Raw genomic sequence first — 14,584 nt, 5'->3', positions numbered from 1 at the left:
TATAAATGTTGCTTATTGATTGTTACGATATTCAGCGGCCGCTTCCTCAGCTTTTTGAGTAAATTCTTCAGCTGAAATATTTCCAAGCATTAAGGAAACTAAAGCATCACTAATTGGTGTTTCCAAATCTGAACTCATTGGATGTGGCTTATGATAGATTTGCACTTGTTCAGGGTCGTTAATCATTTTATTAGCATCAATTAAGTAGCCTGGAACCTTATCGTTAGAAGCTAAATCTACACCCTTAAGGTTCATAATTGCACCAGTATGCTCAGAGAATGATTTTGCATATTTTTTTGTAAAGACAAACTCGACAAAAGCTTTAGCAGCTTCAGGGTTCTCAGCCTCTTCAGCGATTGCTAATGGACGTAGATCCGGAACAATTGCCATTGGTTCACCAGATTCCTGCATTGGTGATGGAATAAATCCATATTCAAAGTCTTCTGGTGTATCTTTAGACATTTCATTAGGAAGCCAGAAGCCTACTGGAATAAACGCGTTTTTATGAAGCAGGAAGTTCATTTGTGACTGTGTATGGTTTAAGGCACCAAACCCAGGATCAATGTATCCTTCTTCTGCCATTTTTTCTACCTTTTTCATTACTTTTAATACTGGTTCACTAGTCCAAGCACCTTCAGCTCCAGTGATAACATCGTTTAATAATTCATCTCCCCCAGCTGCACCAAATGCTGGATATAACATACCTCTTAAGAAGTAATATGGATACTGTCCTGTTGTTACAAATGGAGCAATGTCAGCAGAATCCTTGATATTTCCCATGGTGCTCATGAAGCTATCAAAGTCTTTTGGTACTTCCCAGCCTTTTTCTTCAAACCAGGCTTTATCGTACCATGTGCCCCATGTGTCAAATACTAATGGCAAGCTGTAAATATCACCATCATACTTAGCAGGTTCTACAATAAAGCTATCAAGAAGTGGTGTGCCATCTTCCAGTTCAATGTCTTGAATCCAATCTGACAGGTTCATTAACTGTCCATCTTCGACCATTTGTGTTTCACTTGAACCTGCACCATCAATGTATACAACATCGGGTGGATCGTTTGAAACCCAACGTGATCTCATTTCTTCATTAATATTAGGACCAGCATGTTCAACAACTTCAACGTCAGGATATTTCTCTTTGAAATCACCGATTACTTCTTTCCACCAAGAATCACCATAACCACCGACAAAGTACTGAATTTCCATGGTTCCATTGACTTTTCCGTCGTTTTTAACATCTTCATCTGTGCTTCCATCAGTTGATGAATCTCCACCATCATCTGAACAGCCTACTGCCAAAAGCAGCATAACAATGGCTATCCATACGAAAGGACTTTTAAATAACTTCTTCAACCTAATTTCCCCCTTTGTATTATTAAATATATGAAACCATCAATAGTCTATATAACTATTAATGTTGTTTCAGGCATTGTGCTGTACAGCATAATCAATTGCATCCCGAACATAGCCATTACTATACTCGATTGCATCCATCGCTTTCTGGTATGTAACACCTCCTTCAATCATTACAATTGCAGGTTTAACCTCATTTTTAGTTAGTTTAAGTGTTTTTTCAGCTTCCTCATAAGAAACATCTGTAATTTCAATAATCGTACGCTTTGCTCGTTCCATTAGTTTATAGTTGCTTGCATGAACATCAACCATCAGATTCTCATGTACCTTACCAAGTTTGACCATCGTGGTTGTGCTAATCATGTTGAGCACCATTTTATGGGCGGTTGCTGCCTTCATTCGTGTTGATCCGGTTAGAACCTCCGGGCCAACCACTACTTCGATATCACATTCAGCAAATTGGCTTATCAGTGAACTTTCATTACATGATAACGAAACCGTGTAAGCACCAATTTCTCGTGCATATTTTAGTGCACCTATAGGGTATGGTGTTCGGCCACTGGCAGTAATCCCTATCACAACGTCCTTATCAGTAAGGTTTTTCGCTTTAACATCAGCTGCGCCTTGCGCTTCATCATCTTCAGATCCTTCTACTGCACTGAAAAATGCACCATTTCCACCTGCCATAACTGTTTGCACCATCTCTGGTGGTGTCATGAAAGTCGGAGGACATTCAGACGCATCAATAACACCAAGTCGTCCACTCGTACCAGCACCTACATATAACAATCTTCCACCATCTGCCAGCGCTTTATAAATATGTTCAATCGCAATATCAACTTTAGGTAAAACGGCCTCAACTGCCATTGCCACTTTCCGATCTTCATTATTAATCGTTTTTAAAATTTCCATGGTTGACATTTGATCCATATGCATACTTTTTTCATTTCGCATTTCAGTTGTTAATTTTGATAATTCCATTGTCATGCAATTCTCCTAACATTCACGTTGTAAGTACTATATTAGTAGTTAAAAAAACCTATTATATAAAAGCGCTTTCAGTTGTTTGATATAATTATAGTCTCAGTGAATTATTTTGTCAATAAAACGACAAAATTAAGTAATAAAATTTCAGTACGTATAATCATATTCTATATTATGCTGAACATAACATGAAAATAAGCTATATTTTAGAAAACTTGGTTTATCTCCAAGCCACTTATGCAGTGCGTATGGATTTATACTTTCTGAACTTCAAAATAAATTCATTTCTTTTCCTTTGAATCATCTTCCCGTAAAAAGGAAACTGCTTCTCTTGTTTCATCTAAATGCTGAATTGTTTCCTCATAATCCTCAGAAGCCAAACACATTAACAATATATCAATCAAATGCAATTGGGCAATTCTGGAAGATGTAGCGCCACTTCTGAATGTCGCCTCTTTAGCTGCCGAAGTATGCAATATAATATCTGAGAATTTTGATACGAGTGAGTTGCCATACTTTGTTATACTAATCGTCGTCGAACTCTTTTGTTGAGCAAGATCCAGTAATTTCCCTACCTCTTTTGTACTTCCCGAAAATGAAATGCCGACTACCACATCTTCTGGGCCCTTATTAGCAATTGCAGTAGCAGCCATATGTACATCGGAGAAGGATTGGGCATTTTTATTAATTCGAATAAACTTCTGTTCCGCGTCTTTAGCAGCTATGAAAGAAGCACCGAAACCAATAAATACAATGGACTTTGCCTTTGATAAAGCTGTTACAGCTTTCTTCAGATTTTCCTCACTCATAATATCTACTGTTTCTTTCAGTGTCTGGATTGTATTTGATGTCATCTTATCAATAATATCTTTAAAGTCTTCATTTTGTTCGATATCCCTGTATCCTTTAACTGAACCTGCCTGCAAATCACCTGCTACACGGATTTTCAACTCTTGAAACCCATTAAATCCTAAAGATTTACATAAACGGATGACAGCTGCACTGCTTGTGTGACTTTTTTCCCCAAGCATTAAAGCCGTTAAGAGAATAGATTCCTCAGGATTGTTCAAAATATAAGCTGCTATTTTTTTCTCTGAGGGCGGTAAACTATTGACCATCTCTTTCAATATGACAAGTCCACCTTTTACATGCGACACGTCCATCACCTTCTTTTTAAATTAAAGTGTTGAAATAATATTTTGATATACGCTTGAAGCGGGTTTTATGTTTTGTAATAAGTAAGCCCCGATTATTGATCCGCCAACAGGAGACATTACTGGAATTGTAATCTTTACATTCTTATAGTCCTGCAAGTCAGTTTCAAGCAGTCGCGGCAATACTTCTTCATCACTAAAAACACCGCCACATAACACTACTTTTACTTCCTCATCTGGTTTGAATAGTTTCCCATATAATGTTCGTATGCTTATGCTCAAATCACTCATCGTATTAGCGATTATCTCCTTGGCTACTAAATCATTCTGTTTATATGCCTCAAACACGAGTTTGGATACAGGAGAAATTTCACTTTTTGGTGTTGGCGAAGCATAAATTCTCTGTATGAGATCATACGGGTGTGTCACAGCAAAACTTGTACAAATCATTTCAAGCAAGTTGGTTTTTTTACCACGCCCATCACTGGCTTTTAATGCTGCTATAATTCCCTGTCGGCCAATGTCATAACCACTACCTTCATCACCAAACAAATAACCCCAACCACCTACTCGGTCACGTTCCGATTGGTGATTCATTCCATAGGTTATTGATCCGGTACCTGAAATTTGGACAATCCCTGGTTCACCATATGTCCCAGAGTATAAAGCATTAACTGTATCTGCTTCAACACAAACCGGAACGCCAATGGGAACCATTTGTTCAAGAATACCTTCTAAATCAGCTTTTGCAGCAGCATTACCGACACCAGATATGCCAGCAAATAAACCGGAAATATGTTCAAATGCTTCAGGAAACTGTGCTTTTAGGTCTTTGAACATCATTTCCAGAGTTTGTATTAAATTTTCACGGGACATAACATTTGGATTAGTAGGACCCGCTGTTGTTTCAGCAACTATTATTCCATCCATGTCTGCGATAACGGCTTTGGTTTTCGTTCCACCCCCGTCAATTCCTGCTACATATTCCATCCAATTTCACCCTTAACTGAAATTTTATTTATTTTTATCTTATAGAACTTGAAATATTATGACAAGCATTTATAAAAATAAAGTTTCAGTAAAAAAACCAAGCCTCTCAGCCTGGTTTCTTATTATTACAGTGACTTATCCCTCTATCGTCTCACAAAACGTCTCAGCAAATTGCTGACACCTGACTACATCCTGTTTATCAGGTTCAAGGTCAACTATTAAGCGCTCCGCAACTAATTTTGCTTGCTTCTCTTTAAATCTTTCCCCCATCATTTCAGATGCTCCACCATACGAATCGTAAAAGGAATCCCCGGATCCAAAGACACCGACTATTTTCCCGGTAATGTCCACGTCATCGAGTTCTTCATAGAAATCCTCAGCTTCATATGGCAGCTCGCCATCGTCCCAGGAATACGTTCCAACCAGTACTCCATCATATTCCAGAAGTTCTTCAACATCTATTGGATCAAGATCGAAAGTTTTTGTGACGACTTCATGCCCTCTATTTTCGACTACTTCCGTAATAATCTCTGCCATTAATTCCGTATTACCAGTCATACTTGCATATAACATAAGTACCTTACCCATAAAATCTCCTCCGATACCCCGAAGTATTCCACTTTATTTTAATGGTTAGCAAGTACGGATTTCAATTAAATTATGAGGGTTCAACGAAATTTTTTAGGATTTGTGACGGAATTGTGATCAAAATAGTTGAACTTCAGGAGATAGTTCAACTTTCTATTTTATATGCTGTTTTCAATTCCTTTAATAACTTCCTGTATATTTGGTAAAACCTCAGTTACTTCCACATTTACATGCAGTTCTTTTACCAGTGGTTCCATAATCGATGCTGTTTTCTTGTCCATCATTATCTTCTCTGGAATTCCCTCTGTCAGCTGCAGCATCTTAATCAGTTGGTTCTGCAGAAGTCCAATATCCGTACTGTCATATAATAGGTCTTGAAAAAATGCTATGCCTTGCGCATGATCAGCTGCCACAACCAGAGCAGGAAATGCAGTCTTCCACCATCGTCCTCCTGTACAGGCATATCAAGATGTGTTACGGCAAACTCTATCGTTGCCGGAATTTGATTTGTAAGATTTTTGGCACGTTTTAAATCAAGCTCAGATATCTCAAGCTTTACCTTTTTAGGGTTATTGTAAGCTTCTAGTGATATAATTTCATTTCCATCTGGTTCAGGCGTTTTTACCAGTACTTTTCTCTCGTAATAAAAATCAGGTAGCTCAAGACCGCCTTTCACCTCTTCACAGAGTTCAACTGCTTGTCCAAGTGCTTCCAGCATAGTCCAGCCCTCGTCGTCGTCCATGAACCATGGGTAGTATCCAGGCTTAAAACTCCGGAATTCCGGCCATGATTTTTTTCCCCGAAAAGGCACGTTATACATTTTAACAAGGTCATAATCTTCTTTTTCCAAATCCAAACGATCTTCAAAGCTGACGAGTAAACTGCACTGATTTAAGATAAAATCGAAATCAGGCATATCGCTCTCAAGGGTATTCATCAAAGTAGAATATCCCTGTTCACCGGGATATACTGCCAAGCCAAACACTTCTCCTGCACTACCTAATACAGAACAAAACAGCCGTTCACCTGACCTTGAATCAACCACTGCAAAAATTTGGTTATCATCCATAAATTCCCATGGTTTAAGCTTGTTGAACTCCTTAGCTTTGAGCAACACGTCCTCCCAAGGGTCATTTTGTAATTCTGGACTAAAAATGTCATCCAAATCATCAAAATCATTTACGTTTCCGTCGATATACAACAAATCCTGATTAATTGCATCAATCATTTTTTGGGAATTGTTATTTATTAACTTTACTTCCTCCATGATAACCTCTGCACGACTATCCTCTTCTGGGGCATTATTTTTCGCTCCTATGCAACGTGGATATACACCAGTCTGTTCCGAAGATATTTTTTTCATTAGAACAACATCATGATCCCAGTTATCGCCAAAATCATAAAGATAAACTACTTGATCGTTCACTTCTTTAAACCAGTCTGCCAACAGCGCATCAGCCTCATTATATGTATCAAGTGGGGATGGAAATTCATCATCCGCTTTTTGAGGTCCAATTTCAACCTTACTAATTTGGTTTCCATTTGACTTTCTCACAAAAAAACTGTGCAGATGCATATTGTGCCAATTAAATGCTTGTTGTATCACCTTATGAAGGTCACGAAAAGTTGAGCTACTATCCATTTGAATAGTTCGCCAAACAGGTACACCAACATCGTCTAGTGTTATTTTAAATTCGTAAATCATTATGCCACCTCACTTTATGTTTAGTGTAGCACATTGTATGCTGTTGCTCTAATACTACAAGCTTTCCTTCATTCTAATTAATGTTCGCGAATGCTTAACGGGTTTGTCTATATGAAATATATTGTTTTAGGGGTCATTCACCGCATGTCACTTTTAGCTTTTGGTTATACGAGATTTATGTAGTTTGTATTATTTTTTTCAAAAATAATACTTTGTGTAACAACATTCGATTTTCAGGACAAAAAAGTGGCAACATAGAATCGACAATTCTGTGGAAATTTAATAATACCGGGTTAATCACTGGTATGGCTGGGTTTCATGTGCCCTAGCTGCCTAATCTTAGAAAACTACGGCTATGGTAAGGCTTGTTGCGCAGCGGCGTAGGAGTAAGGAGGCTCATCAGTCGATACGTGCGCGCAGTGTATTTCCGGAGCGGATAATAACAGGGTTATGGTATGCTTGTAAATTAGATTGGCAGGATTATGCAATAGAAGAATGAAGTATTTCCACTCTAAATGATGCCGCCAAATAATCGAAGTGAATCCTCGTTCCGCTAAATAGCAGAAAAGGTGCTCTTGGAAGGGTGAGACGGATCCTCATTCCGCTAATTGAAGAAAATCAGCCAAATCTGAGGCAGAAATGACAAATAGCGGAATGACGATCCGAACCCAAGCTTAAAACGAGTGTTTTTAAAAGAATAACGGAATGAGGATCCGCCCAACAATCGAAGCAGATCCTCATTCCGTTAAAGAATAGGTTCTTCAACAATAAGTGAAATTATTTAATGATTTCACCTATTGTAATTAGCATTTTCTCTTTCAATACGGGAATCGTTTCCTTACAAGCCACCCTTTTTGCTAACAGAATTTCGAAATACAATTTCATGAGGAACGGTAATCCGCTTAGCGGGTTCTGCTTTATCAATTGTCTTTTCAATCAGTGCTTTGGCAGATTCTGCTCCTAACTCGTGTATATGAATATCAACGGTTGTCAGGGAAGGTCGAATGATCTCCGATAGATAAACGTTGTTAAAACTGACTAGTGAAATATCGTGTGGTACAGAAACTCCCGCTTCCTCCAGTCCACTCAGCACCCCTAGACTCATTAAGTCATCACTGATCACCAATCCGGTAGGACGAACTTTCAGTGACAGCAGCTTTTCAACCGCCTCACGCCCACCTGACTTTAAGAATTCGGTGTGGATTTTATATTGCTCGCTAGCTTTCAGTCCCGCTTCTTTTATAGCAGATTGATAGCCTGCTTCACGATCCATCGTCACGAATAATTCTTTGGACCCGCCAATGAATGCAATTCTTTCATGGCCCATTTCAATCAAGTGATTCGTAATTTCCTTACCAGCTGTGAAATTATCGTTATCAATATGTGTAACTTCATCGATATCCTCATAAGGCTTACCAACAATTACATAGGGAAAGTTCTTGTCATGTAAAAAGTTCATCACTCGGTCGTTTAGGCGGGAATATAATAGAATAATACCGTCAACGTAGCTTCCATATACCATACGCTGCACTTCGTCAAAAATTTCCTCTTCAGTAATGCCACTCGACAATGTCATCGAATATTCCATACCATGTGTTACTGAACCGATTCCACGTAATATCTCAGGAAAAAAGGGATTTTGCAGTGCTTTATCAGCAGATGATGGTAATACCACACCTATTGCTTTAGTTGACTTAACGGCTAAGTTTCTGGCACTCACATTAGGATGGTACCCTAATTCCTTCATCGCCTTCCGTACTTTTTCCTTTGTCATAATACTTATTCTTGGGTTATTTGCAATTACACGAGACACAGTAGAGGGCGCTACACCTGTTGCTTTTGCTACATCTTTAATTGTTACCATAAAATTCACCCTCTACTTTTCTAATTTACTAATGATACTGGTGCAGTTTCACTATTGTTAAGTATAACATCCTGGTTTTCACATAACCCATGTACATTTACATAAATTTTACCATAAGCTGGTTTAAAATGACCACTATGGTCTGAAACAGTGACTTTAACAGCATTGCTTGTTGATGTCACTTCAATAGTTAGTTTCATAAATGACCCGTTTTCAAAGTCATACGTCTCTCCATCATCATCATAGTACGTAAAATAGTACGTTTCACCGTTTGCCCCAGCATAGACATCCATATTAACATGATGCGGACTTTTATCAGGATTTGCTTTCCACTCACCTTGCATGATAGCAGTACCTTGTTTGATAAAAATAGGCATCCTATCTAATTCTGCATGAATTAAATGTGCTCTTTCCCCTTCATATTGAAAACCAGTATCATAATCAATCCACTGACCTGCAGGCAAATACACTGCACGCTCTGTCACGGATGGTGCCAATATCGGCGCAACCACCACATTATCTCCAATCATAAATTGATCATTTATATTATACGTTTTCTGATCTTCTGGATACTCCATGAACAATGGACGCATAACGGGAAGGCCAGTTTCACTTGCTTGGTAAAATATTGAATATAACTGCGGCATCCATTTGTAGCGCATCTGAATGTATTTCTTCATTATCGCTTCATTTTTTTCGCCAAATTGCCATGGTTCCTGATACACGGTGCCCATTGCTGAATGATTGCGGAAATATGGAGTGAAAGCACCTACTTGTGTCCAGCGAACCAATAATTCCGCACTCGTATCATGGGCAAAACCACCTACATCTGGACCAGCAAATGCCACGCCAGATACTCCAAGGTTCATCACCATTGGTAAGGACATTTGTAAATGTTCCCAGAAACTTCGGTTGTCACCTGTCCAGACAGATGCGTATCGCTGCACGCCTGCAAACCCTGCACGAGTAAGTAAGAAAGGCCGCTTTCCATTTAGTTGCTTTTTCATACCTTCGTACGTTGCCTTGCTCATTAATAAACCATAAACATTATGCAGTTCCCGATGAGTTGCAGGTGTCCCATCATTACGATGCATTACATCGACATCCATTGTTTTCGTCTCATTAAAAACAGCTGGTTCGTTCATGTCATTCCAGATACCTTCAATCCCAATAGACGTATAAAATTCATGTTTATCAGCCCACCAGTTACGAACTCTTTCATCAGTTAAATCTGGAAATGCACTTTCACCTGGCCAAACATCCCCAATATAAACATCACCTTCAATGTATTTGCAAAATTGATCCTGATTAATTCCTTCCTGATAGATCGTGTATTCTGCATCTTTTTTTACACCAGGGTCAACTATTGGTACAATTCGAATCCCCATTTCGCGCAAGTCAGCAATAAGCTTCGCAGGTTCAGGAAATTTCTCTTTATCAAACGTAAACACACGGTATTCATTCATGTAATGAATATCGAGATGAATAACATCAATTGGAATATCCTTCTCTACAAAATTCTTGGCAAGCTCTCTAACTTCCTCTTCTGATTTATAACTGTAGCGTGACTGATGATATCCGAGCGCCCACCTTGGCGGCAATGGCATTTTACCCGTAAGATGAGTATATTGCTGCAATACCGACTTTGGTTCGGGGCCAGCTAGAACAAAATAATCAAGCTGCCCGCCTTCTGCTTTGAATGAATAACCATTATGATCAGCTTTCATATTAAAAGTTGTTCGGAATGTATTATCAAAGAACAGCCCATGTGCACGACCATTACGCAGTGCCATGAAATAGGGGATAGATTCATACAATGGGTCGGTTTCAGGATTATGTGGCGCATACACATCTGTGTTCCACATTTCATACGTTTCGCCACGTTTATCGAGATGTCCGGATTTTTCACCGAATCCATAAAAATGGTCATCTTCACTCATTTCTTTGAATGCGATAACCTCACCATTTTCCCGATAGGCCATGCCCCGCTCACCTTCTTCAAGAAAAGCGTTGCCTTCATGATCCAATATCGACATTCGAAATGGAAATTTTCGGATAATAATTTTTAGTTTATCTGTTTTTAATATAACCTGCTCGTCTGAATTATTGTCTATAACGTCCACGTTTTCCGGACTGACTATAACTGCGTATGAACCGTCCAATTTTGGTTCATTTATTTGATTCATCACAACTCTAATAATCGTATTTGTGAAAAATTGTATCGCAACCTGACCATTTTCACATTGAAAAAAATAACCGGTATCCAATCGTTCATAGGATTTCATACTGCCGATATCACGATATAGTACTGCTTTGGATTGCTGCTCATTTCCTGGATGTATTGCAAAGCTAGTATCTTCAAGCATCCCTAAGATTACCCCCTACCTGTCAAAATTACTATTTTCTTATCCTTTTGATCCTCCTGCCGTTAACCCGGAAATCAGATAACGCTGCAGGAATAAATATATACCTGCGATCGGTATTGCAACCAAAATGGACCCTGCTGCAAATCGCGTGAAGTTATTAGAGAATTGATCATTAATAAAATTAAACAACCCGACCGCTAATGTATAATTACTCTCACTTGTAAGTACAATTGATGGCAGCAGGAAGTCAAACATCGGCATCATGAAATTAAATAAAGCCACAACCGCAAGAATTGGTTTTGCCAATGGAAGCATAATGCTCCAGAAAACCCGTAAATGGCCAGCACCATCGATACGTGCAGCCTGGTCCAGTTCACGTGGAATTGTGTCAAAGTACCCTTTTACTAACCATGCATTAAATGGTATCTGTCCACCCAAATAAATCAGGATTAACCCAGACAGCGTATCCAATAGGCCAATCATATTCAGGAAAATATATAACGCTACCATTGCCATCATGACCGGAAACATTTGTAATAGTAAAAAGACATATAAGCCATTTTTCCTTCCAACAAATTGATATCGGGAAAAAGCGTAGGCTATAAGAGACGTTAAGATTACACTTCCTGCTGCAACGAATGACGATACAATTAATGAATTCTTGTACCAGATTAAATAATCACTGCTATCGCTGAACAGCCATTTATAATGCTCTAATGAGAAGTTTTCCGGAATAATAGAAGATGAATATAAACTACTTCCTTGGTTAAGTGACATTCCAACTGTCCATATAAGAGGATAAAATATAATAATCGATACAATCGCGATAATAATGTAGATTGCAGATACTTCCAATTTTGATTTCAGCTTTTGATTCATTATATTTCACCCTCTTCCTTAAATGATCTCGTTTTTCTAAACTGATAAAAGGCAAATCCGGATACAAGTAACCCCATAATAATGGATATTACTGCTGCCATTGCGTAATTGTTTGTATCAAATGTCAGTTTATATACCCAGGATATTAAAATATCTGTCCCGCCTGCGTTTTGCCCTCTAACAGGAGGTCCACCTTCATTAAATAGATAGATAATATTAAAGTTATTAAAGTTTTGGGCATATTGCATAATTAGTAATGGCGCAGTCGCAAACATCACGTGCGGAAACGTAATCTCACGGAATTTTTGCCAGCGTGATCCACCATCAACGTCCGCAGCCTCATACCAATCCTTCGAGATACTTTGAAGTACTCCGGTAAATAAAGCAAACACAAACGGAAAGCCGAGCCACGTCTGTATCATGATAATTGCAACCCGGGAATAAAGCGGGTCACTTAGCCATGGCAGACCATCACCACCAATTAGCGGGATGATAATATCTCTGTTAATTGCACCAAACTCATCATTAAACATGGCTGCAAAAATCAGAATGGTCACAAATGCTGGTACTGCCCATGGAAGAATTAAAATGGTACGAATAATTCTTTTAAATTTAACTCTTGGGTCATTGACAAGTACAGCCAAAAATAGTCCAAGGGCAATTTGTAATGTTGTCGCAACAACTGTCCACACAATGGTCCAAGCAAACACGCTAATAAACGTATCCTGCCATATCGGTACAGTAACCAACTCTACAAAGTTATCAAATCCGACCCAATCTACTAGATTTCGTGGCGGTGAATTAAATAGATTGTAATTCGTAAACGCCAGTAATACCGAAAAGATTAGCGGAAAAATAACCACGAAAACCATAAGCAATAACCCTGGTAATGTCATTAAGTATGGAAATGTATTATCATACGCAACTCGTATCGTATCCTTTAGTTTTAGTGGCTTCCATCCATTTTTAATTTTCTTCGCCTGTTTTCGTGCATCATATACATTAAATACATATAACGCCGCAATAATAATAATGGTGATTAATGAAAGAACACCAATTACGAGCAACCGTATCGAATGATCTGTTCCAGCAATGGTTCCCAGTGTACGTAACCCCCAGATACCGTAGTTTAACGATTGGAGGGCTGTCAGCAGAAACGCTATTTCAATAACAATTAACGAAATCCCTTTGATATAGCGACGATTGTACAATTGTCCTAGGCCAGCAAATAAAATCGATAAAATTGTTGCAACCTTTGGACTGTGCTTCTTGCCGGTTTTTTGCTTATTGTCAGGAGAAGACAATTTTGGTACCCCCTTTAGGTCCTGATGAACAAAATAGATGATGGGAAGAGTTAACTCCTCCCATCAACTTGGTATTTACTCCACTCCGCTTGCTTCTATGTTTGTTTTTATTTGCTTGACTGCTTCATCAAGTACAGGCTTTACATCTTCACCTTCCGCAATAAATTGCAATGCATTGTTGAAAGGCTCCCATACCTGCTGCATAGCTGGTGTACTTGGCATAGGCACACCATGTTTGATTTGCTCTGCAAACGCTGCGTAAATTGGATCCTCTATGGATTCAAGTGCTTCTTTACTAGGAACGAGCTCACCTGCTACATCATAATAATGCTGTGAGCTTTCTGGATTGGTCATAAATGCTGCTAAGTCAGCAGCCCATTCTTTGTTTTCTGAGTAATAAGAAACCATCCATGACTTAACACCTACAAATGTTTGAGCCGGCTTCCCATTGATGGAAGGAAACGGTGCAAATGCTAGCTTGTCACCAAGTGCTTCTTTATAACCGACAATACTCCATGGGCCATTAATAACTGCTCCCACTTTACCGTCATTAAATAGTCCATCAATTACATCAGTTGTAGTTGATGGTGGAATTTTACCTTGTCCAAAAAAGGATTGGAATAACTTACCGCCTTCAACTGATCCCTCATTATTTAATCCAATATCCTCTGTATCATATTCACCTGCATCCCCACCGAAAATATAACCACCATAGTTATTGAAAAACGGTATGGCAAAGTACAAGTCGTTAGGCTTCATTAAAAATCCGTACTCATCATTTTCAGGATTTGTTTTATTTTCTAGTAATGCCATTAAATCATCAGCAGTTTTTGGCGCTTCTTGTACGATATCTGTATTATAAAAAATACCATATGTCTCAATTACTGCTGGAAAGCCATATTGATTCGTTTCACCATCATACTTGTAAGTTACTGCATCAACCGCAGCATCACTGTATGAGCTCATAACATCTTCCGGTATTTCAACAGGTTCAGCAAGACCCTGTGCTACAATATTTCCAATTCTGTCATGTGGCTGGAAAAATAAATCCGGACCATTTCCCTCGGGTCCAGCCAGTGCTAATTCTTCCATCTGATCAAGCATAGATTTTACTTCAACGTTAACTGTAATTCCTGTTTCTTCTTCATAGTTTGCTGCAATTTCCTCAACAGCTTCTAGTTGTTTTTCCTCATCGTTCGCCCAAATTGTCAGCGATTCAGGTTTTTCAGCGGTTTCAGTAGAACCACTTTCATCATTACTTTCTTCTGTACCTTCTGAACGCTCTGGTGCACATGCTGCTAATACTAGAAAGACAAACATAAGTACCGCAATTGATAGAAATGAAGATTTTTTCATTAGTAAACTTCCCCCTCTAATTTTTTATGAACCGACCA

Annotated in this window: 12 protein-coding genes; all 12 read right to left on the bottom strand. The window is 38.7% G+C overall.

The window, feature by feature from the left end:
* Positions 1-12: 12 nt before the first annotated feature.
* The gene (locus ACE1TG_RS07240; protein ID WP_375051850.1) at positions 13-1,311 is read right to left on the bottom strand and encodes an extracellular solute-binding protein; all 1,299 of its coding nucleotides are present in this window, start codon (positions 1,309-1,311) and stop codon (positions 13-15) included.
* 114 nt (positions 1,312-1,425) lie between these two features.
* A complete protein-coding gene (murQ, locus tag ACE1TG_RS07235; protein WP_375051698.1) occupies positions 1,426-2,337 on the bottom strand; it encodes an N-acetylmuramic acid 6-phosphate etherase in 912 nt (303 codons plus the stop codon).
* A 284-nt stretch (positions 2,338-2,621) separates the two neighbouring features.
* Complete coding sequence (locus ACE1TG_RS07230) at positions 2,622-3,497, bottom strand: MurR/RpiR family transcriptional regulator (RefSeq protein ID WP_375051697.1); 876 nt, start codon at positions 3,495-3,497, stop codon at positions 2,622-2,624.
* Positions 3,498-3,518: 21 nt separating this feature from the next.
* Positions 3,519-4,484, bottom strand: coding sequence for an N-acetylglucosamine kinase (locus ACE1TG_RS07225; RefSeq protein WP_375051696.1), 966 nt, complete (start codon positions 4,482-4,484; stop codon positions 3,519-3,521).
* Positions 4,485-4,619: 135 nt separating this feature from the next.
* A complete protein-coding gene (locus ACE1TG_RS07220; RefSeq protein WP_375051695.1) occupies positions 4,620-5,072 on the bottom strand; it encodes a flavodoxin in 453 nt (150 codons plus the stop codon).
* Positions 5,073-5,230: 158 nt separating this feature from the next.
* Complete coding sequence (locus ACE1TG_RS07215) at positions 5,231-5,485, bottom strand: DUF6930 domain-containing protein (RefSeq protein ID WP_375051694.1); 255 nt, start codon at positions 5,483-5,485, stop codon at positions 5,231-5,233.
* A complete protein-coding gene (locus ACE1TG_RS07210) occupies positions 5,458-6,777 on the bottom strand; it encodes a plasmid pRiA4b ORF-3 family protein (protein ID WP_375051693.1) in 1,320 nt (439 codons plus the stop codon). The genes ACE1TG_RS07215 and ACE1TG_RS07210 overlap by 28 nt, the downstream gene beginning before the upstream one ends.
* 838 nt (positions 6,778-7,615) lie before the next feature.
* The gene (locus tag ACE1TG_RS07205; RefSeq protein ID WP_375051692.1) at positions 7,616-8,641 is read right to left on the bottom strand and encodes a LacI family DNA-binding transcriptional regulator; all 1,026 of its coding nucleotides are present in this window, start codon (positions 8,639-8,641) and stop codon (positions 7,616-7,618) included.
* A 20-nt stretch (positions 8,642-8,661) separates the two neighbouring features.
* Positions 8,662-11,007 (bottom strand): glycoside hydrolase family 31 protein, encoded by a 2,346-nt coding sequence (locus ACE1TG_RS07200; RefSeq protein WP_375051691.1) that lies wholly within the window; start codon positions 11,005-11,007, stop codon positions 8,662-8,664.
* Between the two features lie 39 nt (positions 11,008-11,046).
* Positions 11,047-11,886, bottom strand: a complete 840-nt coding sequence (locus ACE1TG_RS07195; protein ID WP_375051690.1) for a sugar ABC transporter permease — start codon at positions 11,884-11,886, stop codon at positions 11,047-11,049.
* The gene (locus ACE1TG_RS07190) at positions 11,886-13,190 is read right to left on the bottom strand and encodes a carbohydrate ABC transporter permease (protein ID WP_375051689.1); all 1,305 of its coding nucleotides are present in this window, start codon (positions 13,188-13,190) and stop codon (positions 11,886-11,888) included. Before ACE1TG_RS07190 ends, ACE1TG_RS07195 begins: the two co-directional genes overlap by 1 nt.
* A 75-nt stretch (positions 13,191-13,265) precedes the next feature.
* Positions 13,266-14,546: a sugar ABC transporter substrate-binding protein gene (locus tag ACE1TG_RS07185; RefSeq protein WP_375051688.1), complete on the bottom strand. Its 1,281-nt coding sequence runs from the start codon at positions 14,544-14,546 to the stop codon at positions 13,266-13,268.
* Positions 14,547-14,584: the final 38 nt, after the last annotated feature.

Origin of the sequence: Virgibacillus sp. JSM 102003, assembly GCF_041949995.1 — a bacterium.
In the GTDB taxonomy this organism is placed as follows: domain Bacteria; phylum Bacillota; class Bacilli; order Bacillales; family Amphibacillaceae; genus Lentibacillus.
Note: the sequence above shows the minus strand (reverse complement) of the source record. Positions and strands in the feature narration are given on the sequence as shown.